Genomic DNA, 25,628 nt, shown 5'->3' on the forward strand with positions numbered 1-25,628 from the left:
ACGAGGCCTAGCTCTCTGGCCCTCCTCGTCGCGGAGTCCGTCGCGGCCGCAACCCCGACCAGGAGAAGCGAACCATGAAGAACACCCAGCAGGCCTCGGGCATGCCCGTCCACCGCTACCGTCCGTACCACGAGCAGATCGCCGTCGAGCTGCCGGATCGGACCTGGCCCGCCCGCCGCATCGAGCAGGCGCCCATCTGGTGCGCCGTCGACCTGCGCGACGGCAACCAGGCCCTCATCGATCCCATGAGCCCCGAGCGCAAGCGCGTCATGTTCGAGCTGCTCGTCAAGATGGGCTACAAGCAGATCGAGGTCGGGTTCCCCTCGGCCAGCCAGACCGACTTCGACTTCGTGCGCGAGCTCATCGAGCAGGACCTCATCCCCGAGGACGTCACCATCCAGGTGCTGACGCAGGCGCGCGAGCACCTCATCGCCCGCACCTACGAGGCGATCAGGGGCGCACGCCAGGCGATCGTGCACCTCTACAACTCGACGAGCATCGTCCAGCGGGAGGTCGTGTTCCGCACCGACCGCCAGGGCATCATCGACATCGCGCTGGGCGGAGCGCGTCTCTGCCGGCAGTACGAGCAGACGATCCCCGAGACAGCCGTTTACTACGAGTACTCGCCCGAGAGCTACACGGGCACCGAGCTCGAGTTCGCGGTCGACGTCTGCAACCAGGTGCTCGAGATCCTCGAGCCGACGCCCGAGCGCAAGGTCATCATCAACCTGCCCGCGACCGTCGAGATGGCGAGCCCGAACGTGTACGCCGACTCCATCGAGTGGATGTCGCGCCACCTCGCCCACCGCGAGAACGTGATCCTGTCGCTCCACCCGCACAACGACCGCGGCACCGCGATCGCCGCGGCCGAGCTCGGCTACCTGGCCGGCGCCGACCGCATCGAGGGCTGCCTCTTCGGCAACGGCGAGCGCACCGGCAACGTCGACCTCGTCGCGCTCGGCATCAACCTGTTCACGCAGGGCATCGATCCGCAGATCGACTTCAGCGACCTCGACCACATCAAGCGCACGGCCGAGTACTGCAACCAGCTCGCGGTCCACGAGCGCAGCCCCTGGGCGGGCGACCTCGTGTACACGGCCTTCAGCGGCAGCCATCAGGACGCCATCAAGAAGGGCTTCGAGGCGATGGACGCGAAGGCCGCGGCCTCCGGCATCCCCGTCGCGCAGGCCGAGTGGGCCGTGCCGTATCTGCCCGTCGACCCGAAGGACCTGGGGCGCGGCTACGAGGCGGTCGTGCGGGTGAACTCGCAGTCCGGCAAGGGCGGCGTCGCGTACCTGCTCAAGACCGACCACGCCCTCGACCTGCCGCGCAAGCTGCAGATCGAGTTCAGCCAGGTCGTGCAGGCGAAGACCGACGCGGAGGGCGGCGAGGTCACGAGCGAGCAGATCTGGACGGTGTTCCAGGACGAGTACCTGCCGGCGCAGGCCTCCGACGCGAAGTGGGGTCGCTTCGAGCTCGTCTCGACGCGCACCGCCTCCGACATGTCCGGCTCGACGACCCTCGACATCCGGCTGCGCGTCGGCGACGAGGTCGAGGAGGCGCAGGGCGTCGGCAGCGGCCCCATCGCGGCCTTCCTCGAGATCATGGCCGGCGAGGGGCACCGGGTGCAGCTCTTCGACTACGTGGAGCACACGCTCTCCGCCTCCGGTGACGCCTCCGCCGCCGCGTACGTGCTGCTCGAGGTCGACGGCCGCACCCTGTGGGGGGTGGGCATCGACGCGGACATCTCCACGGCCTCCCTCAAGGCGGTCGTCTCGGCCGTGAACCGCGCGATCCGCCTCGACGCGGGCCGCGCGGTCGCCGAGCTCGCGGGCGTCTGACCCCGCCCCGTCCCGCGCGGGCGCCCCATCCCGTCGGTCCCCGTCGGAAACTCAGGACTCGAGCGCGCCGTGCACGGCCGTGCACGGCGCGCTCGCGCGATCGGGAGCGCGAGTCCTGAGTTTCCGACGGGGCGGCGCGGCTCAGGCGCCGCGGCGCCGCCAGCTGACGCGCCACGCGATGCTGCGCTGCTCGGGCAGCGACCAGCGGAACAGCACCGCGAGGATGCGGATCACGACCGTCACGACGACGCAGAGCACCGCCGCGACGACGATCGGGAGACCCGCGGCCGACCCGGCGACGAGCACACCGGCCCCGGCGACCGCGGCGACCGCGTACAGCGAGCCGACGTGCATGAGCGCGATCGGGAGGTTGAGCAGCAGGTCGCGGAGGATCGAGCCGCCGACGGCCGTGATCGCCCCCAGGAACACGGCGGGGACCGGTGGCAGGCCGAGCGCGAGCGCCTTCGAGGTCCCGATCGCGCCGAACAGGCCGAGCGTCAGCGCATCGAGCACCGTGATCACATGGCGCAGTCGGTGGAAGAGCCGCTCGAGCAGCATGCCCAGGAGCGCCGCGCCGGTCGCGACGAGCAGGTGCCAGTTGCTCTGCAGCGCCGCCGGGGTCTGCGCGAGGAGGACGTCGCGCACGATGCCGCCGCCGAATCCCGTCGCGATGCCGATGATCGCGACGCCGAGCAGGTCGAGGCGCCGGTCGCGGAATCCGGCCGCGAAGAGCGCGCCCTGGAGGCTGCCGATGCCGATCGCGGTGAGATCGGCCCAGAGCGGGATGGTGAAGAGCGCCTCGGTCACCCGCCGATCCTCGTGAAGAGACCCGGGTAGTCGAGGACCAGCCCGTGCTCGTCGACCTCGAGATCGCGCTCGAACCCGGAGTCCGGCGAGGCGAAGCGCCAGCGCTGCGGGCCGAGCCGCGTGTAGACCTGGCGATCGGGGTGCAGCTCCAGCGAGGAGGGGTCGACCCACGCGACCACCAGCTCGAGCTGCTCGCCCTCGGCGAGTGCGCCGCCCAGCCGCTGGATGGGGAGGGTGTTCGTGAACGGGGTGGCCGCGAGGTCGAGATCGACGGCCTCGGCGAGGTCGGGTCGCGTCTGGCCGTCGACCTCCCAGCCGCCCTGGCCGTCGGAGGACACGTGGAGGGTGCCGCCCGCGGTCGACTCGAGCTCGAGCGAGCGCGTCGTCCAGTCGGCACCGAGCACGAGCTCGTAGCGGATCGCGCCCTCGCCGCCCTGGATGACGGAGCTCGCGCGCACCTCGAGCCCCGTCGTCACACGCAGCCGCTCGACCGCGCCTGTCTCCTCGTCCCGCCAGCTCGCCTCGAGCATCCCGCCACCTCCTGCAGGCAGGCTACCGGGCGGCCTGTCGGCCGCGTCCTGTCAGGGACGCGGCGGATAATGAGCGGGTGCCTACCTACCGTGACGACGCCGTCGTGCTGCGGACGCACAAGCTCGGCGAGGCCGACCGCATCGTCACCCTCCTGAGCCGGCAGCACGGCAAGATCCGCGCGGTCGCGAAGGGCGTTCGCCGCACCGGATCGCGTTTCGGCTCGCGGCTCGAGCCCTTCATGGTGGTGGACGCGCAGTTCTACATCGGCCGGAGCCTCGACATCGTGCAGCAGGCGGAGTCCATCGGCGCCTACGGCGCGGAGATCGCGCTCGACTACGGCCGCTACACCGCCGCGACGGCCATGGCCGAGACCGCCGACAAGCTCACCGAGCACGAGGCGGGGCTCCAGCACTACCTGCTGCTGGTCGGTGCGCTCCGCTCTCTGGCACGGGGCGAGCACGAGGCGGGACTGACCCTCGACTCCTACCTGCTCCGCGCGCTCTCGATCGCCGGCTGGGCCCCGAGCTTCCGCGACTGCGCCGTGACGGGGGCGCCCGGACCGCACCGCACCTTCGTCGTGCAGCTCGGCGGGGTGGTGAGCGACGCCGTCGCGCCGCCGGGATCGCCGCGCCTCGACGCGGCGACGCTCGACCATCTGGCCGCCCTCCTCACGGGCGACTGGGAGACGGTCGACGGCGCCGAGGATCGCACCCGCGCGCAGGCGAGCGGCATCGTCGCCGCGTACACCCAGTTCCACATGGAGCGCGCGCTGCGCTCGCTGGAGCACGTCGATCGGACCCCCGCATGAGCCCCGTCCCGAAGACCCACAAGGATGCGGTCCCGTTCCGTCCCATCGACTGGACGGGTCTGGCCCCGCCGGCGCTGCCCGCGGCCGCCGTGCCGGCGCATGTCGCGCTCGTCATGGACGGCAACGGCCGCTGGGCCAATCGCAAGGGGCTGTCGCGCGTCGAGGGGCACAAGGCGGGGGAGGCGTCCCTCCTCGACGTCGTGGCGGGCGCCCTGCAGATCGGCGTGAAGCACCTCAGCGTCTACGCCTTCTCGACCGAGAACTGGAGCCGGAGTCCCGAAGAGGTCCGCTTCCTCATGGGCTTCAACCGGGATGTGCTGCATCGGCGCCGGGATCAGCTCAACGAATGGGGAGTCCGGGTCAGGTGGGCCGGACGCCGGCCGAGGCTCTGGCGCTCGGTGGTCGACGAGCTCGAGTACGCGCAGGATCTCACCGCCGGCAACTCGAAGCTGACCCTCACCATGTGCGTCAACTACGGCGGCCGCACCGAGATCCAGGATGCGGTGCGCCGGATCGCGGCGGATGCCGCGGCCGGCCGGATCCGGCCGGATCGGATCAGCGAGAAGACCATCCAACGGCACCTGTACACGGCCGACCTGCCCGACGTCGACTTGTTCGTGCGGAGCTCGGGCGAGCAGCGCACGAGCAACTTCCTCCTCTGGCAGTCCGCGTACGCCGAGATGGTCTTCCTCGACACCCTCTGGCCGGACTTCACGCGCGAGCAGCTCTGGGAGGCGATCCGCATCTACGCCTCGCGCAGTCGTCGCTTCGGCGGCGCGATCGACGCGCCGGGGGCGGTGTCGTGAGCGGCTCTGCTGCGGGCACCGCGACGCCGGACCCGGAGGACGGGGCGGGCGGCGGCATCTTCCGCCGCATCCGCTCGCGTGTGAACGGCCCCGGCGGCCGCCGCGGGCCGACGCTGCCGCTCTGGGATCCGGCGACCCCGACGCCGGTCGATGCGCCGGACGGCGGCGAGCCGTGGGTCGAGGGCGCGGCCGACGCCGACGACCTGCCCTGGGAGCTCCGCGACGAGGAGCGCTGAGCGCGCGACCGACCGAGGTCGGCGCCCATCCGCGGCGCGTCCCACTCGGCCGCCCCCGGTCGGAAACTCAGGACTCTCCCTGCGGTCTCGCCGTGGCGGCGCGACGCCGCCCCTGACCGCCGGCGCGGACTCCTGAGTTTCCGACCGCGGCGACCGGGTGGCGTGCCCGGCGTCGGAAACTCAGGACTCGAGGCGGCGTCTCGCCGCGCCGTTGCGAGGGCTTCGGCGGCCGCGGTCTCGAGTCCTGAATTTCCGACGGGCGGGGTGGGGCGGGGCGGACGGCGCGGGGCGCCGGGAGGTTCGAGTGGGGGTGACCCGAACTGCTAGAATCCGTTCGGGTCGGGATGACCCGAAGTCGTGAGCGCTGAGGAGTGCGGATGGGCGAAGGGGCGATCGAGCTCGCGGTCTCGACCGTGATCTTCGCGCTGCAGCCGGAGGCCGGGACGGGCCGGCCCAGCATCCGCGTGCCGCTCGTGCGCCGCACCCGCGCGCCGTTCGAGGGCGGTTGGGCGCTCCCCGGCGGCTGGGCCGATGCCCGGGAGGGACTCGCGGCCTCCGCGCGCCGCACCCTCGCCGAGACGACGGGCCTCGAGCCCGCCTATCTCGAGCAGCTCTACACGCTCGGCGCGGTCGACCGCTCGCCGACGGGGCGCGTGGTGAGCGTCGTCTACTGGGCGCTCGTGCGCGCCGAGGAGGCGGAGGCGGTGCCCGAGGGGGAGAACGTCGCGTGGTTCCCGGCCGAGGAGCTGCCGCAGCTGGCCTTCGACCATGCCCGCATCGTCGAGTACGCGCTCTGGCGGCTCCGGACGAAGATGGAGTACAGCCGCATCGCCCACGCGCTGCTCGGCGAGACCTTCACGATCAGCGAGCTGCGCCGAGTGCACGAGGCGGTGCGCGGGGTCGTCCTGGATCCGGCGAACTTCCGGCGGCACGTCGAGTCCTCGCCGGCCCTCGTCCCGACGGGCGAGCGGCTGACGGGCGGCGCGCACCGCCCGCCGCGCCTGTACCGCTACGACACGGAGGTGCGGCTCGCCGACAACGGCCCCCTCGACGACACGGAGGAGAGCCGATGACGAGCATCGACGCCCTGATCCAGCGCCTGCCCGAGTCCGGCGGCGAGAGCTGCGCGCCGGACCTCGCGCGCGGCCCCTGGGAGTTCGACCGGGTGGCCGGCTACGGGCCCGGCTCCTCGATGGGCGACGTCATCCCGGTGGGTGCGCCTCGGCAGGGCGCCCTGCCGGAGGCGTACCGCACGGCGTCGGACGAGGAGCTCGACGCGCGCATCCGCGCCGCGAAGGCCGAGCTCGGCTCCCGTGTCGTCGTGCTGGGCCACTTCTACCAGCGCGACGAGGTGGTGCGCCACGCGGACTTCGTGGGCGACTCCTTCCAGCTCGCGAACGCGGCGCAGACGGTGCCGGACGCGGAGACGATCGTGTTCTGCGGCGTGCATTTCATGGCGGAGACGGCCGACATCCTGGCCCGCCCGGAGCAGCGCGTGATCCTGCCGAATCTCGCGGCGGGCTGCTCGATGGCGGACATGGCGGACATCGATTCGGTCGAGGCCTGCTGGGAGCAGCTGCTGGACGCGCTCGGCGAGGAGCCCGGGGATGACGGCCTGGCCCCGGTGGTCCCGGTCACCTACATGAACTCGGCCGCCGACCTGAAGGACTTCTGCGGTCGCCACGGCGGGGTCGTCTGCACCTCGTCGAATGCGCGCACGGTGCTCGAGGAGGCCTTCCAGCGCGGCCGCCGGGTGCTGTTCTTCCCGGATCAGCACCTGGGCCGCAACACCGCGAAGGCCATGGGCGTCCCGACCTCCCGGATGCCGCTGTGGGATCCGCGGAAGCCGCTCGGCGGCAGCGACGCGACGACACTGCGCGAGTCCCGTGTGATCCTGTGGCACGGATTCTGCAGCGTGCACCGCCGCTTCACGGTCGAGCAGATCGAGCGCGCCCGGGCAGAGCATCCCGGGGTGCGCGTCGTGGTGCACCCGGAGTGCCCCGAGGCGGTCGTGGATGCGGCGGATGCGGCCGGCTCGACCGACCTGATCCGGCGGATGGTTGAGGAGGCGACGGAGCCGACGACCTTCGCGATCGGCACCGAGGTGAACATGGTGAACCGGCTGCAGGCGCAGCACCCGCGGCACACGATCTTCTGCCTCGACCCCGTGATCTGCCCCTGCTCGACCATGTACCGCATCCATCCCGGCTATCTGGCGTGGGTGCTCGAGGAGCTGGTCGCGGGTCGCGCGCCGAACGTGGTGCGGGTGCCGGACGAGGTGGCGGCGGGCGCCCGGGTCGCGCTCGACCGCATGCTCGCCGCGAGGCCCGCGTCGTGAGGCCGGCGCCGCGGGAGCAGGTGGACGCGATCATCCGCGCGGCCCTCCTCGAGGACGCGCCGTGGGGCGACCTCACGAGCGAGGTGCTCGTGCCGGACGCGGCGTGGGCGACGGCCGAGCTGCGGGCGCGCGTGCCGGGCACGGCGAGCGGCATCGCGGTGGCGCTGCGGGTGTTCGAGCTCGTGGATGCCGGGATCGCCGGCGAGCAGCTCGTCGCGGACGGCGCGCGGTTCGAGACGGGCGCGGTGCTGGCGCGCGTCGAGGGCCCCGCGCGCGCCGTGCTGCGCGCCGAGCGGGTGGCGCTCAATCTCGCGCAGCGGATGTCGGGCGTGGCGACGCTGACGGCGCGCTATGTCGCGGCCGTCGAGGGGACGGGGGCGCGCATCGTGGACACGCGGAAGACGACGCCCGGGCTCCGCGTCCTCGAGCGGCAGGCGGTGCGGGACGGCGGGGGCGGCAATCATCGCGCCACGCTCTCGGATGCGGTGATGGCGAAGGACAACCATCTCGCGGTGCTCGAGGCCGCCGGGGTCGCGGTCGGCGACGCGATCCGCGCCGCGCGCGCCGCGATCGGGCACACGACGCATCTCGAGGTCGAGGTGGACCGCCTCGAGCAGATCGAGCCGGTCGTCGCGGCGGGGGTCGACTCGATCATGCTCGACAACCTCGCGCCGGACGCCCTGCGCGAGGGCGTCCGTCTCGTGGCGGGCCGCGCGCTCGTGGAGGCGAGCGGCGGGGTCTCGCTCGACACGGTCGCCGAGATCGCGGCGACGGGCGTCGACGTCATCTCGGTCGGCGCGCTCACGCACAGCGCGCCCGCCCTCGACCTCGGCCTCGACATCCGCGTCGCGTGATCTACGCCGACCACGCGGCCACCTCGCCGCCGCGACGCGAGGTGCTGGAGGCGATGTGGCCCGTGCTGGCGCAGCTGGCCGCGAACCCGTCGAGCGTGCACGAGCCGGGCCTCGCGGCGGCGGCGCTCCTCGAGGAGGCGCGCGCGGCGATCGCCGTGGAGCTGGGCGCCCGAGCCGCCGAGATCGTGCTGACGTCGGGCGGAACCGAGGCCGACAACCTCGCCGTGAAGGGCATCGTCCTGGCCTCGTCTCGCGGTCGGCATGTCGTGACGACGGCGGGGGAGCACGAGGCGGTGCTGGCCTCCGCCGACTACCTGGTCCGGCACCATGGCGCCGAGGTCACGGTCCTCGGGCTCGACTCGGACGGCCTCGTGGACGCGGGCGAGCTCGCGGCGGCGCTGCGTCCCGACACGGCGCTCGTGAGCGTGCACCACGCCAGCAACGAGCTCGGCACGGTGCAGCCGATGGCGGAGATCGCGCGGGCGGCGCGCGCGGCGGGCGTGCCCCTCCACTCGGATGCCGTGCAGTCGGCGGGCTGGCTCGGCCCGCGGCTGCGCGATCCGGGCGCGCTCGGCGCCGATGCGCTGAGCGTGTCGGGGCACAAGCTGGGCGCGCCCGCGGGCGTGGGCGTGCTCGCGATCCGCCAGGCGGTGCCGCTCGAGCCGCTCGTCCACGGGGGCGGTCAGGAGCGGGGGCGCCGATCCGGCACCGAGTCGGTCGCGGGTGCGGTGGCGATGGCGGCGGCGCTGCAGCTCGCGGGGCGGGAGCGCGCGTCCCGCGAGCCCTCGGTGCGCGCGGCACGCGACGCGCTCGTCGGCGGGGTCCGCGTGGCGCTCCCGGCGGCGCGGCTCACCGGTCATCCCGAGCGGCGCCTGCCCGACCACGCCTCGTTCGTGGTCCCCGGGGTCTCGGGCGAGGCGGTGCTGCTCGAGCTGGAGCGCGCCGGCGTCGTGGCCTCGAGCGGATCCGCCTGCGCCGCGGGGCGCGACGAGCCCTCGCCGGCGCTCCTCGCGATCGGCCTCGACGACGACGAGGCGAGATCGTCGATCCGCCTGACGCTCGGACGCGCCGCGGATGCCGCCCTCGGCGTCCGGCTCGCGCGCGAGCTCGCCGAGGCGGTCGCGCGGGTCAGCCCGCGCTGACGCTCGCGCTCTCGAGCCCGAGCTCCCGGGTGTCGAGCGCCCGGATCGCGGCGAGGGCGGCCTGGATGCTGGGGACCCGGTCTGCACCCGTCTGCGTCACGACGCGGATGCTCCGATCGCTCGAGGGGCTCGTCGCGCGGATCGCCGCGCCCTCGGGCACGGGCGCCGTCGCGAGCGCGAGCCGGGGGAGGAGCGCGACGCCGAGACCGGCCGCGACGAGGTTGAGGACCGCGATCGCGTTGTCGGTCTCGAGGTGGATGTCGGGCTCCACGCCGACCGCCTCGCAGGCGGCGAGGAGGTGACCGCGGCACAGCGGGCACCCCGCGATCCAGCGCTCGTCGCCGAGTCGGGTGAGCGAGACGGGACCGCCGTCCCGGGCGAGGGGATGCGAGGCCGGCAGCGCGAGGACGACCGGCTCGGCCGAGAGCCGGGTCGTGGTGAGCATGGACTCCGCCTCGCGGTGCGGGTCGGCGCGGTCACCCGGGTAGGCGAAGGTGATCGCGAGGTCGACGGCGGCGTCGCGCAGCATCCCGAGCGCCTCGGGCGGCTCCGCCTCGACGTAGCCGACGCGGAGTCGCGGATGCCGCGCCCGGAGCTCGCGGAGGAGCCGCGGGACGAGGGTCGAGGAGGCCGTCGGGAACGCGGCGATGCGCACGGAGCCGGCGCGGAGGCCGACGAGCTCGGCGAGCTCGCCGCCCGCCGCGTCGAGCGCGGATCCGATCGCGTGGGCGTGGCGCGCGAGGACGAGGCCCGGCTCCGTGAGGCGGACGCCCCGGCCGGAGCGGAGGACGAGGGGCGTGCCGAGGCGCGTCTCGGCGCGGCGGAGGTGCTGGCTGATGGCCGGCTGGCTGTAGCCGAGCGCGCGGGCGGCGGCGCTGATGGAGCCGTGCTCGGCGATCGCCCGCACGATGCGGATGGAGTGCAGATCGAGCTCGGGCAGCGGATCCATAAGCGCATGTTATCGCCAGGATCACTCCTATGCCCTTGTTCGATGGGTCGTGGGGGAGGACCCTGGTCCGCATGACGACGACGACCCAGCTCCCCGCCCCGACGCCGTCCCTCGCCGCCGCGATCGGCGAGTTCGGCGACCCGCGCGGCTACCTCGCCGTCGCCTCCATCGGGCTGCCGCCCGCGAGCGCCGTCGAGGCCATGACCGCCGATCTCGCCGCCTGGGCGCGCGCCGACCGCGATCCGCAGGGCTACGACCCGGTCATCGCGCGCACCCGGGAGCACTACGGCCGGCTCGTCGGCGTGCCCGTCGAGCGCATCGCGATCGGCTCGCAGACCTCCGTGCTCGCCTCGCTCGTGGCGACCTCCCTGCCCGACGGCGCCGAGGTCCTCGTCGTCGGCAGCGACTTCTCCTCGATCGTCTTCCCGTTCCAGCAGCGTGCGCTGGCGCCCGGGCACGGCATCCGCCTCCGCGAGACGAGCCTCGAGCGGCTCGCCGACGATCTCGACGACCGCACCGACCTCGTCGTCTTCTCGCTCGTGCAGTCCGCGACCGGCGAGATCGCCGACGTCGACGCGATCCTCGAGGCCGCGGGGCGTCACGACGTCCGCACCTTCTGCGACACGACGCAGGCCGCGGGCGTCCTCCCCGTCGACGCCGACCGCTTCGACGTGACCGTCTGCCACGCCTACAAGTGGCTGTGCTCGCCCCGCGGGGTCGCGTTCCTCACCGGATCCGAGCGGATGCTCGCCGAGCTGCGACCCGTGCAGGCCGGCTGGTACGCGGGCGACGAGGTCTGGCAGAGCTGCTACGGCCCCCGCCAGCACCTCTCGGCGGATGCGCGCCGCTTCGACGTCTCGCCGGCCTGGCAGGCGTGGGTCGGCGCCGAGCCGGCGATCCGGCTCCTCGCCGGACTCGACATGGCCGAGGTCCAGGGCCGTACGACCGCGCTCGGCGACGCCCTCTGCCGCGGTCTCGGCATCCCCGAGCAGCACCAGCCGATCGTGACCTGGCCGGACGCGGACGGCGACGACCTCCGCGCGCTCGTCGCCGCGGGGGTCCGGGCATCCGGGCGCGCCGGGCGCCTGCGGGCCTCCTTCCACCTCTGGAACGACGAGCGCGACGTCGAGCAGGTGCTCAGCGCCCTTCGCCGCCCCGCGGTCTAGGCTCGGGAGGGTCCCCGATCCCGACCCGAGCGGAGCCAGCGTGAGCGCACCCGAGACCGCCCTCGAGATCCGCGGACTCCGCAAGGTCTTCGGGCAGACCGTCGCGGTCGACGGGATCGACCTGCGCGTCGAGGCGGGGAGCTTCACCGGGCTCGTCGGGCCCAACGGCGCGGGCAAGACCACGACGCTCTCCATGGCGACCGGGCTCGCGCGACCCGACGCGGGCGAGATCCGCATCCACGGCGTCGACGTCTGGCGCGACCCGGTCGCCGCCAAGCGGCTCGTCGGCGTGCTCGCCGACGGCGTGCGGCTGTTCGACCGGCTCACCGGGCTCCAGCTGATCGTCTACTCGGGGCTCCTCTGCGGGATGGACCGCGAGGTCGCGACGGCACGGGCGCACGAGCTCATCGAGCTCCTCGACCTCCAGGGCGCGGGCGGCACCCTCGTCATCGACTACTCCGCCGGCATGACGAAGAAGATCGCCCTCGCGGCCGCGCTCGTGCACGCGCCCCGGCTGCTCGTGCTCGACGAGCCCTTCGAGTCCGTCGACCCGGTCTCGGCGGCGAACATCCGCGACATCCTCGAGGGCTTCGCCGGCTCCGGCGGCACCGTGATCGTCTCGAGCCACTCCATGGACCTCGTGCAGCGGATGTGCGATCACGTCGCCGTCATCGCGCAGGGCCGGGTGCTCGCGGCCGGGACCACGGAGGAGGTGCGAGCCGGCAGCACCCTCGAGGAGCGCTTCGTCGAGCTCGTCGGCGGACGTCGCCACGGAGAGGGTCCCGCGTGGTTGCGACACTCCTGAGGCTCCGCTTCCTGCTGCTGCGCAACCAGCTCGCAAAGCACCCGTGGCAGATCGTCGCCGTCGTGCTCGGCGGGCTCTACGGGCTCGGCGTCCTCGCGGGGGTCGTGGCGATCCTCATCGGGCTGTCGGCGGCGCCAATCGAGCTCGCGCGCACCGTCGCCGTCCTCGGCGGCAGCGCGGTCGTGCTCGGCTGGACGGTCCTGCCGGCGCTCACCTCCGGCATCGACCAGACCGTCGACCCCGCCCGCCTCGCGCCCTTCCCGGTGCCGCTCGACCGGCTGCTGCTCGCGCTCGCCGTGAGCGGCATCCTCGGGATCCCGGGCGCCGTCACCCTCCTCGCCTCGGCCGCGACGGCGCTCACCTGGTGGCGGCAGCCGGGCATCGCGGTCGTCGCGCTGCTCTGCGGCGCGCTCGCCACGGTCACCGCGGTCCTCGGATCGCGGATGCTCGTCGCGCTCGCCTCGCGCATCGCGATCGGCCGGCGCGGGAGGGAGGCGCGCTCGACGCTCGTCCTCATCCCGCTGGTGCTCCTCGGACCGATCATCGTGGTCCTCACCGGCTGGATCCGCGAGATCGAGGACGTGCTGCCGCGCATCGCGGAGGTGCTCGCGTGGACGCCGTTCGGCGCGCTCTGGGCGATCCCCTCGGACCTCGCCGCGGGGCAGCCCGGGCGCGCGGCGGCCGGGCTCGCGATCGGGCTCGCCTGGCTCGCGCTCGTCATCGTGCTCTGGCGGTGGGGGCTCGCCCGCGCGCTCGAGCAGCCGCCGCAGGAGGCCCGCTCGGGCGCGGGGCGCGAAGGGTTGGGACTGCTCGGCCGCCTGCCGGGGACCCCGGCCGGCGCCGTCGCGGCCCGCGCGCTCATCTACTGGATCCGCGACCCGCGCTACGCCCAGTCGCTCGTCTCGGTGCCGCTCGTGCCGATCTTCGTGTTCGTCTACAGCGGCTTCGGCGACGACCTCACGCCGCTCGTCTGGGTCTCGCCGATCGTCGCGGTGCTGCTGGCCATGTCGATCTACACCGACGTCTCCTACGACAGCAGCGCCTTCGCGCTGCACCTCCAGACCGGGCTCCGCGGCGTCGACGACCGTCTCGGCCGCGTGCTCGCCCTCGCGGCCTTCGCGGTCCCCGTGACGCTCCTCCTCGCGGTCGGCAGCGTCGCCCTCTCCGGCTCCTGGTGGATGCTGCCGGGGCTCCTCGGGATCGTCACCGGCATCCTGCTCTCCGGCTTCGGCATCTCGTCCATCGTCTCCGCCACGTGGGTGTTCTCGGTGCCCGCACCGGGGGAGAGCCCCTTCCGCTCGAAGCCGGGCGCCGGGTTCTCGCTCATGCTCTCGACCTTCGGCACCTGGGCCTCGGTCGCGCTCGCGACGCTGCCCGAGGTCGTCCTCGCGATCGTCGGCTTCGCGACGGGCAGCGTCGTGCTCGGCTGGATCTCGCTCCTCGTGGGCCTCGTGCTCGGCGCCGTCGTCCTGGTGCTCGGGATCCGGCTCGGCGGCCGCATCCTCGATGCGCGGGCACCCGAGCTGCTGACCCGCCTGCGGTTGGAGCACTGAAGCGCCGCTAGGCTGGGCACTTCGCACCCTCGACCGCGCAAGCCGGCGCGGCTGACCTCTGGAGTTACACACGTGGCCTCGCCCAACCCGCTCGACTCGATCATCTCCCTCGCGAAGCGCCGCGGCTTCGTCTATCAGTCCGGCGAGATCTACGGCGGCAGCCGCAGCGCCTGGGACTACGGCCCCCTCGGGACGGAGCTCAAGGAGAACATCAAGCGCCAGTGGTGGCGCTTCATGGTGCAGAGCCGCGAGGATATCGTCGGCCTCGACTCGGCCGTGATCCTCCCGAAGAAGGTGTGGGAGGAATCGGGGCACGTCAAGGTCTTCTCCGACCCGCTCGTCGAGTGCCTCCAGTGCCACAAGCGCTACCGCGAGGACCACCTCCTCGAGGAGTTCGAGGCGAAGAAGGGGCGCGCGCCTGAGAACGGCATGGCCGACATCGTGTGCGCCAGCTGCGGCACCCGCGGCAGGTGGACCGAGCCGCGCGCCTTCTCCGGCCTCCTCAAGACCTACCTCGGTCCCGTCGACGACGAGGCGGGCATGCACTACCTCCGCCCCGAGACCGCGCAGGGCATCTTCGTGAACTTCGCGAACGTCTCCGCCAGTGCGCGCATGAAGCCGCCGTTCGGCATCGCGCAGATCGGCAAGAGCTTCCGCAACGAGATCACGCCCGGCAACTTCATCTTCCGCACGCGCGAGTTCGAGCAGATGGAGATGGAGTTCTTCGTCGAGCCCGGCACCGACGAGACCTGGCACCAGTACTGGATCGACCAGTCGGAGGCCTGGTTCCTCGGCCTCGGCATCACGCCCGAGAACCTGCGCCAGTACGAGCACGCGCAGGAGAAGCTCTCGCACTACTCGAAGCGCACCGTCGACCTCGAGTACCGCTTCGGGTTCTCGGGTGGCGAGTGGGGCGAGCTCATGGGCGTCGCGAACCGCACCGACTTCGACCTGAAGACCCATTCCGAGGGCTCCGGCGTCGACCTCTCCTACTTCGACCAGACGAAGAACGAGCGGTGGATCCCGTACGTCATCGAGCCGGCCTTCGGCCTGACGCGGGCCCTCATGGCCTTCCTCATCGACGCCTACCACGAGGACGAGGCGCCGAACACGAAGGGCGGCGTCGACAAGCGCACGGTGCTGCGGCTCGACCGTCGGCTCGCGCCCGTCAAGGCGGCCGTGCTGCCGCTGTCGCGCAACGAGCAGCTCTCGCCGGTCGCGAAGGAGCTCGCCGCGCGGCTGCGCCAGTCGTGGTCGATCGAGTTCGACGACGCGGGCGCGATCGGCCGCCGCTACCGTCGTCAGGACGAGATCGGCACCCCCTTCGCGGTGACGGTCGACTTCGACACGCTCGACGACAAGGCGGTGACGGTCCGCGAGCGCGACACCATGTCGCAGGAGCGCGTCTCCCTCGACCGCCTCGAGGGCTACCTGGCGGAGCGCCTCGTCGGCGCCTGACCCGCCGCGCCGCGGATCCCGCGCTCCGCACCCCGCGCCGCGCCGGCCCCGCCCGTCCCGCTCCGCCGTGCCCCGTGCCCCGCGCCCCGTCGGAAACTCAGGACTCCTGGCGTTGTCGGCGAGCAGCTACCGGGCTGTGCCGAGTGATCCCGCTCCGGACTCCTGAGTTTCCGACGGCCGCCCCGCCGCTCGGAGCATCGGCCCCTCGTCCACAGGGGCGGATGCGGCGCTGGAGGGCACAGACCGCGGCGGCGCGGCACCTCGGCCGGCTCGAGTGCGGCACCCTCTCCGGGTGTCCATGCTCTCGGAGGTCGCGGCCGCGAACGGCGGCTTCGCGACGAAGCGCCAGCTCGTCGCGGTCGGCGCGACCGACCGCATGCTCACCTGGGCGGTGCGGTCCGACGAGCTGGTGCGCGTCCGCAACGGCTGGTACACGATCCGTCCGGAGGCGGACCCGGCCGTCCGCGCGATCCGCGTCGGCGGACGGCTGACCGGGATCTCGGCGCTCGTCGAGCACGGTGCGTGGGCATGGCGGCGGCCGCGCCGTCTGCATGTCGCGGTCCGCGCGAACGCCGCACGACTGCGTCGGCAGCGTGATCGCCGCCGACGGCTGCGCCCTCGAGCGGACGCCGGCCTGCGCGTCCACTGGAGCGGACGCGATGACATCGCACCCGGCACCGCGTGGGCGGTCTCGATCCCCGACGCCCTCGTCCGCGTCGCGCTCGACGAACCGCTCGAGGATGCCGTCATCGCCTTCGACTGGGCGCTCCGATCCGGCCGGATCGACCGGATCGATCTCGAGCGGGTCCTCCTCGAGCTGCCGCTCGAGCTGCGGATGCTGGGGGATCTCGCCGACCATCGCTCCGACAGCATCCTCGAGTCCGCATCTCGGCTCAGGCTGCGCCGAGCCGGATACGCCGCGCGTCCGCAGGTCCAGGTCGACGGGCTCGCCTCACCCGTCGATCTGATGGTGGCGGGCATCGTCGCTCTCGAGACGGACGGCGTCGAGTCGCACCTCGGCCGGTTCGAGGAGGATCGCCGCAAGGACCTCGTGCTCACCGCCGCGGGGCATCACGCGATCCGGGCCACGTCCCGCCAGGTCAGGGAGGACTGGCCGTCCGTGCTCCGCGCCGTCACCGCGGCCCTCACCGCGCGGCTCGGTCCCGAGCAGGTCGCGGCCCTCCGCGCTGCCGACGTCGGAAACTCAGGCCTCCCGCGGGATCGTCGCCGCATCCGCGCTCCCCGGAGGGGCCGACGCGCTCGACCCTCCTGAGTTTCCGACCGGCGAACCGGGAGCGGACCGGGAACGGCGGGGGACGGGAACGCGTCCCAGCGGGAATAGCTCGACGCGGAGCCGGTTGCACTCCCGCGTGACGACATCCAGCGCCCCCATCAAGGTCGAGATCTGGTCGGATGTGCAGTGCCCCTGGTGCTACATCGGCAAGCGGAAGTTCGAGGCGGCCGTCGAGGCCTTCGACGGCGACGTCGACGTCGAGTACCGCTCCTTCGAGCTCGCCCCCGACACCCCGGTCGACTTCGAGGGCACGGCGGCCGACTACCTCAGCCAGCGCAAGGGCCTCCCGGCGGATCAGGTGCAGACGATGCTGGACCGCGTGACCGGGATCGCCGCGCAGGTCGGCCTCGACTACCGTTTCGACGACGTGCACCAGACGAACACGGTGCTCGCGCATGAGGCTCTGCACTTCGCGAAGGCGCACGGCCTCCAGGTCGAGCTGAAGGAGCGCCTGCTCCTCGCCTACTTCACGGAGGGTCGTCACCTCGGCCGCGCGGAGGAGCTCGCGGACCTGGGCGCCGACGTCGGTCTCGATCGCGATGAGCTGCTCGCGGCGCTCGGCGACCACCGCCACCTCGCCGATGTGAAGGCCGATGTCGCGCAGGCGACCGCGTACGGCATCCAGGGCGTGCCGTTCTTCGTGTTCGACGGACGCCTCGGCGTCTCGGGGGCCCAGGAGACCGCGACCTTCGCCGACGTGCTCGCCAAGGTCCGGGACGATCGGGTGGAGGCGTGAGCGCCGCCGTGAGCGCGCCGCGCCCGCCCCTCACGATGGTGGGGGATGCGGATGCCATGGCCTGCGAGGGGGACAGCTGCGTCGTTCCCGGCCCCTCCTCGTCGGGCGACCCGGCGGCGGGCGGCGCCGAGTCGCAGGCCGCTTCCTAGCGCGCGGCGAGCGGTTCGCTGAGGTCGGCGACGACCGCCGCGAAGCCGCGGGCCAGCTCGTCGGCGTCGACCCACAGGCTCCGACCTCGCTCGCCGGCGCCCATCGAGATGCGTCGGCCGGCGGCGCGCTCGTCGAGGTAGACGGGCCAGGCGGTCCTCGAGCCGAACGGGGTGATCGTGCCCCGCTCGTAGCCGGTCGCCTCGAGCGCGACGGCGGCGTCCGGCAGCTGGAGCCGGTTGACGCCGACGAGCGCGCGCAGCTTCGGCCAGGAGATCTGCCGGTCGCCGGGCACCAGCGCGAGCAGGAACGTGCCGTCCGCGCGCTTCACGACGAGCGACTTCACGATGTCGGCCGGGGTGATGCCGAGGGCGGCTGCCGCCTCCTCCAGGGAGCGCGCCGGAGGCTGCTCGACGATCTCGACCGGGATGCCGCGCCGGGCCGCATCGGCCGCAGCGCGTCCGCTGCCGAGGGGCTCTCCCTCAGCCGTCATGTCGTGGCCTCCCTGATCTGGGACAATCGATGAGATGTCCACGATAACCGCGCGCCGGGCCGCGCCGCCGCTCCGGATCGGGCGGCTCGAGCTCGAGGTCCCGGTGGTGCTCGCGCCGATGGCGGGGATCACGAACACGGCGTTCCGCCGGCTCTGCCGCGAGTACGGCGCCGGGCTGTACGTGAGCGAGATGATCACGAGTCGCGCGCTCGTGGAGCGCACGCCCGAGAGCATGCGCCTCATCTCCCATCACGAGTCGGAGACGCCGCGCAGCATCCAGCTCTACGGGGTCGACCCGAAGACGGTGGGCGAGGCCGTCACGATGCTCGTCGCCGAGGACCGTGCCGACCACATCGACCTCAACTTCGGCTGCCCGGTGCCGAAGGTGACCCGCAAGGGCGGCGGTGCGGCGCTGCCGTGGAAGCTCGAGCTGTTCCGCGAGATCGTGGAACGCGCCGCGGCGGCGGCGGGCAGCATCCCGCTCACCGTGAAGATGCGCAAGGGCATCGACGAGGACCACCTCACCTACCTCGAGGCCGGCCGCGCCGCCGAGGGCGCCGGCGTCGCGAGCATCGCGCTCCACGCCCGCACCGCGGCGCAGTTCTACTCCGGGACCGCGGACTGGGATGCGATCGGCACCCTCAAGGAGACGATCACCAGCGTCCCGGTGCTCGGCAACGGCGACATCTGGAGCGCCGCCGATGCGCTGCGGATGGTCGAGCAGAGCGGATGCGACGGCGTCGTCGTCGGCCGGGGCTGCCTCGGCCGACCGTGGCTCTTCGGCGACCTCGCGGCGGCCTTCCGCGGGGAGGAGCTCACCGCCCAGCCGAGCCTCGGCGAGGTCGCGCGGGCCTTCAAGCGCCACGCGGAGCTGCTCGTCGAGTTCTACGAGGGCGACGAGGAGCGGGCCTGCCGCGACATCCGCAAGCACGTGGCCTGGTACTTCAAGGGCTACGCGGTCGGCGGCGAGCTGCGCGCCTCGCTCGCGTCGAACTCGGGCCTCGACGAGATCGACGAGCTGCTCGGCCGCATGGACTGGGACCAGCCGTACCCGGGTGTCGAGGCGGAGGGACCGCGAGGCCGCGCCGGCAGTCCGCGTGTGCCGGCTCTGCCCGAGCGCTGGCTGGACAGCCGCGAGCTGCCGGCGGCGCACCGTGCGACGCTGACCGAGGGCGAAGGCGACACGAGTGGCGGCTGATCGGGAGGAGGCGGGCGTCCTGCCCGCCGGCTACAGCGAGGCCGATGCGGAGCGCTGGCTCCCCGAGCACCACTCGACGCGGCGGAGCGACTTCGCGCGCGACCGGGCGCGACTCCTCCACTCGAGCGCCCTCCGACGTCTCGCGGCGAAGACGCAGGTCCTGAGTCCGACGGCGGGCCTCGACTTCGCGCGCAACCGCCTGACGCACTCGCTCGAGGTGGCGCAGGTGGGCCGCGAGCTCGCCATCAACCTGGGGCTCGACCCGGATGTCGTCGACACGGCATGCCTTGCGCACGACCTCGGGCATCCGCCGTTCGGCCACAACGGCGAGCGCGCCCTCAACGACTGGTCGCGCGACATCGGCGGCTTCGAGGGCAATGCGCAGACCCTCCGTCTCCTTACCCGCATCGAGCCGAAGGTCATCGGCCGAGACGGTCGCAGCTACGGGCTGAACCTGACCCGGGCCAGCCTCGATGCGAGCTGCAAGTACCCGTGGCCCGAGGCGCAGGGCATCCCCGATCCCTCGGGGCGGAGCAAGTTCGGCTTCTACGCCGACGACACCCCGGTGTTCGAGTGGCTGCGGGCCGGAGCCCCGGATCGGACGCGCTGCATCGAGGCCCAGGTCATGGACCTCAGCGACGACATCGCGTACTCCGTGCACGACTTCGAGGACGCGATCGTGAGCGGCTACCTCGACGTCCGGGCGCTGAGCGCCCGCGTCGACCACGACGGGCTCGTCGACCAGATGTTCGAGTGGATCGGCGGCGAGATCGGCCATGCCGAGCTGATCGCCGCCTTCGACCGGCTCGACAGCCTCCCGTCCTGGGTGGACAGCTGGTCGGGCAGCCGCGCCGATCTCGCCCGGCTCAAGAACCTCACCTCGCAGCTCATCGGGCGCTTCGCGCACGAGGCGGTGCACGCGACGCGGCATGCCGCCCCGGGCGGACCGCTCGCCCGGTTCGGCGCGGATGTCGTGGTGCCGGCCGGCACCCGAGCCGAGATCGCGGTGCTCAAGGGCATCGTCGCCGCGAACGTCATGTCGACGAACGCGCGAAAGCCCATCTACGCCCGACAGCGCGGGATCCTCACGGAGCTCGCGGACGCCCTCTATTCGGGCGGGCCGACGCTGATGGACGCGGGCTTCGCGGCGGACTGGGCGGATGCGGCGGACGATGCGGCCCGCCGCCGGGTGGTCGTCGACCAGGTCGCCTCGCTCACCGACCAGTCCGCGATGTCCTGGCACGAGCGGCTCGTCTCCTAGTCGAGGCGGCGCGCCCGCACGCACGCCCGCCGTCGGAAACTCAGGACTCCGCCCCTCATCGCGGGGCGCGGCCCGCCGGCGGGCGCTCTCCCTTTCGCCCGAGTCCTGAGTTTCCGACATCGACGGCCACGGGATCGGGCCCGACGCGGCGGCGCGGCGCCCCGCGCACCTAGGATTCTGAGCATGCCCGGCCTCATCCGACGTAGCGACATCGACGAGGTCCGGTCGCGCACGAACATCGCCGACATCGTGGGCGACTACGTCACGCTCAAGAGCGCCGGCGTGGGCTCGCTCAAGGGGCTCTGCCCGTTCCACGATGAGCGCAGCCCCAGCTTCCACGTGCGTCCGCAGGTCGGCTTCTACCACTGCTTCGGCTGCGGCGAGGGCGGCGACGTCTACACCTTCCTGCAGCGCATGGATCACGTGAGCTTCCAGGAGGCGGTGGAGCGTCTGGCGGGGCGGATCGGCCTCGAGCTCCACTACGAGGACGGCGGGCAGGCGAACTCGGATCACGGCGTGCGCGCGCGCCTGCTCGCGGCGAACGCCGCAGCGGAGACCTTCTTCCGCGAGCGTCTCGCCGCACCGGACGCGCAGCCGGGCCGGGAGTTCCTGGGGCAGCGCGGCTTCGATCCCCAGGCCGCGGCACGGTTCGGCGTCGGCTTCGCCCCGAAGAGCTTCGACGCGCTCGGCTCCGCGCTGAAGGCCCAGGGCTTCACCCAGGAGGAGCTCATCGCGGCGGGGCTCCTCTCGACGAACGAGCGCGGGAACGCCTACGACCGTTTCCGGGGTCGCCTGATCTGGCCGATCCGCGACGTGACGGGCGCGACCATCGGCTTCGGCGCCCGGAAGCTGCTCTCGGACGACGAGGACCGCGGCCCGAAGTACCTCAACACCCCCGAGACCGCGATCTACCACAAGAGCCAGGTGCTGTACGGCCTCGACCTCGCCCGCCGCGATATCGCGCGCGGCAAGCAGGTCGTGGTCGTCGAGGGCTACACGGATGTCATGGCCTGTCATCTGGCGGGCATCACGACGGCGGTCGCGACGTGCGGCACGTCCTTCGGCGTCGATCACATCAAGGTGGTGCGCCGCGTCCTCGGCGACACGGACAATCGGGACACCAGTGCGACAGGCGAGGTGATCTTCACCTTCGATCCGGATGAGGCCGGTCAGAAGGCGGCGAGCCGCGCCTTCGCGGAGGAGCAGCGCTTCGCCGCGCAGACCTTCGTCGCCGTGGCGCCCGAGGGTCTGGATCCCTGCGACCTGCGGCTGAAGCGCGGCGACGACGCCGTCCGGCGGCTCGTATCGGGGCGCAAGCCGATGTTCGAGTTCATGATCCGGCGCCAGCTGCAGACCCACGACCTCGAGACGGTCGAGGGGCGCGTCGCGGCACTGCGGGCGGCGGCGCCGATCGTCGCCGGCATCCGCGATCAGGCGCTCGGCGTCGGCTACGTCCGGAGCCTCGCGGGCTGGCTCGGCATGGACCCGGGGGAGGTCGGTCGGGCCGTGCAGTCGGCGCGCGCCCGCACGGCGAAGACGGTGGATCCGAGGGTCGACGTCCGGCCGGAGTCGGGGCTGGAGCCGCCCGAGGGCGCGCCGCCGTCCGCCGGTCCGTCGCTCATGGATCTGCCGACCGATCCCTCGACGCGGCTCGAGCGGGACTCGCTCATGGTGCTTCTGCAGCATCCCGTCGCGGTGGGAGCCGAGCTGGTCGCGGCGGCGTCGCGGGCGGGCTTCGGCAATCACGCGCTCTCGGTGGTGCGCGATGCGATCGCCGCGCACGCGACGGAGATCGAGCGCGTCGACTGGGTGCAGGCCATCGCCGACGAGGTGCCGCGCTCGTACCAGGCGCTGGTGACGCAGCTCGGCGTCGCGCCGGTTCCGGAGCGGGGCGAGCGGATCGCCGCGTACGCCCGGAGCCTCGTGACGGATCTGCTGGACCGCGATCTGCTCCGACGCAAGGCCGAGCTGCTCGGCTCCGCGCAGCGCGCGCAGTCCGACGGGGATGCGGAGCGGGCGCGGGAGCTCTACGCGCGGTCCGCCGTCGTGGAGCAGGAGCGCCGCCGCCTCCGAGCGGAGTAGGGCGCGCACGCGCCGGGCCCGACCCGGCGCCCGAGTCGTGCCTCGACCATGCGGCTGCGCGGCATCACGTCGTCGCGTCGGAAACTCAGGAGTCCCCGCCGCTGGCGGCTCCGGCCGCGCCGCACGCGCGACCGGAGATGCGATCGTCTCCTGAGTTTCCGACGGTGGGGACAGCGTTTCGGCCCGGTTACGATTCCGGCGCGAGATCGCCCTCAGGTGGAGAGCGCTCCCACCTGTGTGTTAGGACTGTGTACATTCTGCGGACCCCCCGACGAGGGGGCGAGCATCCCTCGCACATGACAGGAAGCAGGAACACGAGATGCCATCCGCATTCCGTTCCCGGAGCGCCGCACGCCGCGGCGCGATCGCCGCGGGCGCCACCGCCTTCGCCCTCGTGCTCGCCGGCTGCGCCGGCGGCGGCGACGACCAGGCCGGCGACGACCTGATCCTGGTCGGCACCACCGACAAGGTGACGACGCTCGACCCGGCCGGCTCGTACGACAACGGCTCGCTCATGATCCAGACGCAGGTCTTCCCGTACCTGCTCAACTCGCCCTACGGCAGCCCGGATGTCGAGCCCGACATCGCCGAGTCCGCAGAGTTCACGAGCCCCAGCGAGTACACCGTCGTGCTCAAGGAGGGCCTCACGTGGGCCAACGGCAACGACCTCACCTCGAGCGACGTGAAGTTCAGCTTCGACCGCATCATCGAGATCGCCGCCGACAACGGTCCCTCGAGCCTGCTCTACAACCTCGAGGAGACGGAGGCGGTCGACGACACGACCGTCGTCTTCCACCTCAAGACCGAGAACGACCAGGTCTTCCCGCAGATCCTCTCGAGCTTCCCGGGCGCGATCGTCGACGAGGAGAGCCTCTCCGCCACCGAGATCACGCCGGATGAGGACATCGTCGAGGCGAACGCCTTCGCCGGCCAGTACGTCATCACCGACTACGACTTCAACAACACGGTCCAGTTCGAGCCCTACGACGGCTACCAGGGCCTCCTCGGCCCGGCGGAGAACGGCGGCGTCGTCCTCAAGGTGTACGCGGACTCCTCGAACCTGAAGCTCGACGTGCAGGAGGGCCAGATCGACGTCGCGACGCGCAGCCTTTCCTCGACCGACATCGAGGACCTCCGCGGCCAGGACTCGGTGCAGGTCCTCGACGGGCCCGGCGGCGAGATCCGCTATATCGTCTTCAACTTCGACACGCAGCCCTACGGCGCGGAGACGGATGAGGCTGATGCCGAGAAGGCGACCGCGGTCCGCCAGGCTGTCGCGGCCCTCGTCGACCGCGACGCGATCGCCGAGCAGGTCTACAAGGGCACGTACACCCCGCTGTACTCCTTCGTGCCGGAGGGCTTCACCGGCGCGATCGAGCCGCTCAAGGAGCTCTACGGCCAGGACGGCGCCCCGGATGAGGCCCAGGCCGCGCAGATCCTGGAGGACGCCGGCGTCGAGACGCCCGTCGCGCTCGACCTCCAGTACAACTCGGACGACCACTACGGCCCCTCCTCGGCCGACGAGTACGCGCTGGTGAAGAGCCAGCTCGACGAGTCGGGCCTCTTCGAGGTCAACCTGCAGTCGACCGAGTGGGTCCAGTACTCGAAGGACCGCACGGCGGATGTCTACCCGGCGTACCAGCTGGGCTGGTTCCCCGACTACTCGGACGCGGACAACTACCTGACGCCGTTCTTCCTCACGGAGAACTTCCTCGGGAACCACTACGAGAACCAGGAGGTCAACGACCTCATCCTGCAGCAGGCGATCACGACCGACCCGGCCGAGCGCACCGCCATCATCGAGCAGATCCAGGAGCTGGAGGCCGCCGACCTGTCGACGGTGCCGCTGCTCCAGGGCGCGCAGCTGGCGGTCGCGGGGACCGACATCGACGGCGTCACGCTCGACGCCTCGTTCAAGTTCCGCTTCGCGCCGATCGCGCGCGGCTGACCGGTCCGCGAGGACACTCAGGAGGGCGGCCCGCACGCCGGGCCGCCCTCGCTCCTGCTCCACCCGAATCCAGGACGACGATGACCACCACCGCTGACACCGCGGAGGCTCCGGGCGCGCCGGCACGGGCGCCCCGACGATCGCGATCGGGCGGCTCACTCGGCCGCTACATCCTGATCCGCTTCCTCCTCATCTTCCCGACCGTCTTCATCCTCGTGACGATGGTCTTCATCTTCATGCGCACGATCGGCGACCCGATCACGGCGGCGCTGGGCGGCCGGCTGAGCGCCGCGCAGCTGCAGGAGCGCATCGAGGCGGCCGGCTACGACCGCCCGCTGATCGTGCAGTACGTCGAGTACCTCGGCAAGATCGCGACGGGCGACTTCGGCACGACGCTGAGCGACAACCAGCCGGTCGTCGACGTCCTGACCCGCTACGGCGGCGCGACGCTCGAGCTCGCCTTCTACGCGCTCATCGTCGCCTTCGTGGTGGGGATCCCGCTCGGGATGCTGGCCGCCTGGGCGCGGGACCGGTGGCCGGATGCGGTCCTGCGCATCTTCGCGATCCTCTGCTACGCGACGCCCGTCTTCTTCGCGGGCCTCGTGCTCAAGCTCATCTTCTCGGTCGCGCTGGGCTGGCTCCCGGTCGCGGGTCGCGCGAGCGTGCGCACGACGCTCGAGCTGAACCGGGTCGACGGCGCGACGGGCATCTACCTCATCGACGCGGCGCGCACCTCGAACCCGGGCGCCGTCTACAGCGACCTCCTCTCTCATGCGGTCCTGCCGGCGATCGCCCTCGGCCTCCTCACGGCCGGGGTCTTCCTGCGGCTCGTGCGCACGAACGTCATCGGCACGCTGAGCCAGGACTACGTGGATGCGGCCCGCTCGCGCGGCGTGAGCGAGTTCCGGCTGGTGCGCCGGCACGCCTACAAGCCGGCCCTCATCCCGATCATCACGGTCATCGGCCTGCAGGTCGCGATGCTGCTGGGCGGCGCGGTCCTCACGGAGACCACCTTCGAGTGGCAGGGTCTCGGCTTCGAGCTGGCCCGCTACCTGACGGCCCGGGACTTCGTCGCGGTGCAGGGCTTCGTGGCGCTCCTCGCGGTGATCGTCGCCGTCACGAACTTCGTCGTCGACATCATCGCGGCGCTCATCGACCCGAGGGTGAGGTACTGA

Annotated in this window: 24 protein-coding genes; 20 read left to right on the forward strand and 4 right to left on the reverse strand. The window is 72.5% G+C overall.

All coding sequences use genetic code 11. The annotated features are described in order from the left end of the window. Positions 1 to 74: 74 nt before the first annotated feature. Entirely contained in the window at positions 75 to 1,841 is a 1,767-nt protein-coding gene (leuA, locus tag OF852_RS02150) for a 2-isopropylmalate synthase (RefSeq protein WP_271120172.1), read from the forward strand. 141 nt (positions 1,842 to 1,982) lie between these two features. Here leuA and OF852_RS02155 read toward each other — a convergent pair whose 3' ends face one another. Both OF852_RS02155 and OF852_RS02160 read right to left on the reverse strand, forming a co-directional pair. Next, a complete protein-coding gene (locus tag OF852_RS02155; protein WP_271120173.1) occupies positions 1,983 to 2,648 on the reverse strand; it encodes a trimeric intracellular cation channel family protein in 666 nt (221 codons plus the stop codon). Continuing rightward, positions 2,645 to 3,178: a putative glycolipid-binding domain-containing protein gene (locus OF852_RS02160; protein ID WP_271120174.1), complete on the reverse strand. Its 534-nt coding sequence runs from the start codon at positions 3,176 to 3,178 to the stop codon at positions 2,645 to 2,647. Before OF852_RS02160 ends, OF852_RS02155 begins: the two co-directional genes overlap by 4 nt. A gap of 77 nt (positions 3,179 to 3,255) precedes the next feature. On the opposite strand from OF852_RS02160, the gene recO reads away from it, so the two are divergent. The 7 genes from recO to OF852_RS02195 all read left to right on the forward strand — a co-directional run bounded on the left by recO (position 3,256) and on the right by OF852_RS02195 (position 9,363). After that, on the forward strand, positions 3,256 to 3,987 hold the full coding sequence (gene recO, locus OF852_RS02165; RefSeq protein ID WP_271120175.1) for a DNA repair protein RecO: 732 nt from the start codon (positions 3,256 to 3,258) through the stop codon (positions 3,985 to 3,987). Continuing rightward, a complete protein-coding gene (locus OF852_RS02170; RefSeq protein ID WP_271120176.1) occupies positions 3,984 to 4,793 on the forward strand; it encodes an isoprenyl transferase in 810 nt (269 codons plus the stop codon). Before recO ends, OF852_RS02170 begins: the two co-directional genes overlap by 4 nt. Beyond that, a complete protein-coding gene (locus OF852_RS02175; RefSeq protein WP_271120177.1) occupies positions 4,790 to 5,029 on the forward strand; it encodes a hypothetical protein in 240 nt (79 codons plus the stop codon). Before OF852_RS02170 ends, OF852_RS02175 begins: the two co-directional genes overlap by 4 nt. Before the next feature lie 377 nt (positions 5,030 to 5,406). Next, complete coding sequence (locus tag OF852_RS02180; RefSeq protein ID WP_271120178.1) at positions 5,407 to 6,102, forward strand: NUDIX hydrolase; 696 nt, start codon at positions 5,407 to 5,409, stop codon at positions 6,100 to 6,102. Further along, positions 6,099 to 7,367, forward strand: coding sequence for a quinolinate synthase NadA (nadA, locus tag OF852_RS02185; RefSeq protein ID WP_271120179.1), 1,269 nt, complete (start codon positions 6,099 to 6,101; stop codon positions 7,365 to 7,367). The genes OF852_RS02180 and nadA overlap by 4 nt, the downstream gene beginning before the upstream one ends. After that, positions 7,364 to 8,221, forward strand: a complete 858-nt coding sequence (gene nadC / locus OF852_RS02190; protein WP_271120180.1) for a carboxylating nicotinate-nucleotide diphosphorylase — start codon at positions 7,364 to 7,366, stop codon at positions 8,219 to 8,221. Before nadA ends, nadC begins: the two co-directional genes overlap by 4 nt. Continuing rightward, positions 8,218 to 9,363, forward strand: coding sequence for a cysteine desulfurase family protein (locus OF852_RS02195; RefSeq protein WP_271120181.1), 1,146 nt, complete (start codon positions 8,218 to 8,220; stop codon positions 9,361 to 9,363). The genes nadC and OF852_RS02195 overlap by 4 nt, the downstream gene beginning before the upstream one ends. On the opposite strand, the gene OF852_RS02200 is transcribed toward OF852_RS02195, so the two are convergent. Beyond that, positions 9,350 to 10,312: a LysR family transcriptional regulator gene (locus OF852_RS02200; protein WP_271120182.1), complete on the reverse strand. Its 963-nt coding sequence runs from the start codon at positions 10,310 to 10,312 to the stop codon at positions 9,350 to 9,352. The two genes, OF852_RS02195 and OF852_RS02200, sit on opposite strands and share 14 nt — an antisense overlap. 71 nt (positions 10,313 to 10,383) lie before the next feature. Here OF852_RS02200 and OF852_RS02205 point away from each other — a divergent pair, with 71 nt between their 5' ends. The 7 genes from OF852_RS02205 (at position 10,384) to OF852_RS02235 (ending at position 17,473) form a co-directional block, all read left to right on the forward strand. Next, positions 10,384 to 11,478, forward strand: a complete 1,095-nt coding sequence (locus tag OF852_RS02205; RefSeq protein WP_271120183.1) for an aminotransferase class V-fold PLP-dependent enzyme — start codon at positions 10,384 to 10,386, stop codon at positions 11,476 to 11,478. 40 nt (positions 11,479 to 11,518) lie between these two features. Then, positions 11,519 to 12,283 carry an ABC transporter ATP-binding protein gene (locus tag OF852_RS02210; protein WP_271120184.1) on the forward strand — a complete coding sequence of 255 codons (765 nt, stop codon included), beginning with the start codon at positions 11,519 to 11,521 and terminating at the stop codon, positions 12,281 to 12,283. Continuing rightward, entirely contained in the window at positions 12,265 to 13,836 is a 1,572-nt protein-coding gene (locus tag OF852_RS02215) for a transporter (protein WP_271120185.1), read from the forward strand. Before OF852_RS02210 ends, OF852_RS02215 begins: the two co-directional genes overlap by 19 nt. Before the next feature lie 72 nt (positions 13,837 to 13,908). Beyond that, complete coding sequence (locus OF852_RS02220) at positions 13,909 to 15,294, forward strand: glycine--tRNA ligase (protein ID WP_271120186.1); 1,386 nt, start codon at positions 13,909 to 13,911, stop codon at positions 15,292 to 15,294. 292 nt (positions 15,295 to 15,586) lie between these two features. Beyond that, the gene (locus tag OF852_RS02225) at positions 15,587 to 16,567 is read left to right on the forward strand and encodes a type IV toxin-antitoxin system AbiEi family antitoxin domain-containing protein (protein ID WP_271120187.1); all 981 of its coding nucleotides are present in this window, start codon (positions 15,587 to 15,589) and stop codon (positions 16,565 to 16,567) included. A gap of 97 nt (positions 16,568 to 16,664) precedes the next feature. Beyond that, complete coding sequence (locus tag OF852_RS02230; RefSeq protein ID WP_271120188.1) at positions 16,665 to 17,324, forward strand: DsbA family oxidoreductase; 660 nt, start codon at positions 16,665 to 16,667, stop codon at positions 17,322 to 17,324. Further along, a complete protein-coding gene (locus tag OF852_RS02235; protein WP_271120189.1) occupies positions 17,321 to 17,473 on the forward strand; it encodes a hypothetical protein in 153 nt (50 codons plus the stop codon). The genes OF852_RS02230 and OF852_RS02235 overlap by 4 nt, the downstream gene beginning before the upstream one ends. Here OF852_RS02235 and OF852_RS02240 read toward each other — a convergent pair. Further along, entirely contained in the window at positions 17,470 to 17,964 is a 495-nt protein-coding gene (locus OF852_RS02240; protein WP_271120190.1) for an aminoacyl-tRNA deacylase, read from the reverse strand. The genes OF852_RS02235 and OF852_RS02240 overlap by 4 nt on opposite strands. A 34-nt stretch (positions 17,965 to 17,998) precedes the next feature. Between OF852_RS02240 and dusB the strand changes: the two genes are divergently transcribed. From dusB to OF852_RS02265, 5 genes are all read left to right on the forward strand, one after another. Further along, complete coding sequence (gene dusB / locus OF852_RS02245; protein WP_271120191.1) at positions 17,999 to 19,162, forward strand: tRNA dihydrouridine synthase DusB; 1,164 nt, start codon at positions 17,999 to 18,001, stop codon at positions 19,160 to 19,162. Next, the gene (locus OF852_RS02250; protein ID WP_271120192.1) at positions 19,152 to 20,423 is read left to right on the forward strand and encodes a deoxyguanosinetriphosphate triphosphohydrolase; all 1,272 of its coding nucleotides are present in this window, start codon (positions 19,152 to 19,154) and stop codon (positions 20,421 to 20,423) included. Before dusB ends, OF852_RS02250 begins: the two co-directional genes overlap by 11 nt. 183 nt (positions 20,424 to 20,606) lie before the next feature. Continuing rightward, the gene (gene dnaG, locus OF852_RS02255) at positions 20,607 to 22,505 is read left to right on the forward strand and encodes a DNA primase (protein ID WP_271120193.1); all 1,899 of its coding nucleotides are present in this window, start codon (positions 20,607 to 20,609) and stop codon (positions 22,503 to 22,505) included. A gap of 319 nt (positions 22,506 to 22,824) precedes the next feature. Then, positions 22,825 to 24,453, forward strand: a complete 1,629-nt coding sequence (locus OF852_RS02260) for an ABC transporter substrate-binding protein (RefSeq protein ID WP_271120194.1) — start codon at positions 22,825 to 22,827, stop codon at positions 24,451 to 24,453. 80 nt (positions 24,454 to 24,533) lie between these two features. Then, the gene (locus tag OF852_RS02265) at positions 24,534 to 25,628 is read left to right on the forward strand and encodes an ABC transporter permease (RefSeq protein ID WP_271120195.1); all 1,095 of its coding nucleotides are present in this window, start codon (positions 24,534 to 24,536) and stop codon (positions 25,626 to 25,628) included.

The sequence above is a fragment of the Homoserinibacter sp. YIM 151385 genome (assembly GCF_027912415.1).
Taxonomy (GTDB): Bacteria; Actinomycetota; Actinomycetes; order Actinomycetales; family Microbacteriaceae; genus Schumannella.

What these genes read in the sequence shown, in the direction of transcription:
- dusB (WP_271120191.1), top strand. Translation starts at nt 17,999, where the DNA reads ATGTCCACGATAACCGCGCGCCGGGCCGCGCCGCCGCTCCGGATCGGG.
- nadA (WP_271120179.1), top strand. Translation starts at nt 6,099, where the DNA reads ATGACGAGCATCGACGCCCTGATCCAGCGCCTGCCCGAGTCCGGCGGC.
- OF852_RS02265 (WP_271120195.1), top strand. Translation starts at nt 24,534, where the DNA reads ATGACCACCACCGCTGACACCGCGGAGGCTCCGGGCGCGCCGGCACGG.
- OF852_RS02205 (WP_271120183.1), top strand. Translation starts at nt 10,384, where the DNA reads ATGACGACGACGACCCAGCTCCCCGCCCCGACGCCGTCCCTCGCCGCC.
- OF852_RS02170 (WP_271120176.1), top strand. Translation starts at nt 3,984, where the DNA reads ATGAGCCCCGTCCCGAAGACCCACAAGGATGCGGTCCCGTTCCGTCCC.
- OF852_RS02180 (WP_271120178.1), top strand. Translation starts at nt 5,407, where the DNA reads ATGGGCGAAGGGGCGATCGAGCTCGCGGTCTCGACCGTGATCTTCGCG.
- OF852_RS02260 (WP_271120194.1), top strand. Translation starts at nt 22,825, where the DNA reads ATGCCATCCGCATTCCGTTCCCGGAGCGCCGCACGCCGCGGCGCGATC.
- OF852_RS02160 (WP_271120174.1), bottom strand. Translation starts at nt 3,178, where the DNA reads ATGCTCGAGGCGAGCTGGCGGGACGAGGAGACAGGCGCGGTCGAGCGG.
- OF852_RS02240 (WP_271120190.1), bottom strand. Translation starts at nt 17,964, where the DNA reads ATGACGGCTGAGGGAGAGCCCCTCGGCAGCGGACGCGCTGCGGCCGAT.
- OF852_RS02200 (WP_271120182.1), bottom strand. Translation starts at nt 10,312, where the DNA reads ATGGATCCGCTGCCCGAGCTCGATCTGCACTCCATCCGCATCGTGCGG.
- leuA (WP_271120172.1), top strand. Translation starts at nt 75, where the DNA reads ATGAAGAACACCCAGCAGGCCTCGGGCATGCCCGTCCACCGCTACCGT.
- dnaG (WP_271120193.1), top strand. Translation starts at nt 20,607, where the DNA reads ATGCCCGGCCTCATCCGACGTAGCGACATCGACGAGGTCCGGTCGCGC.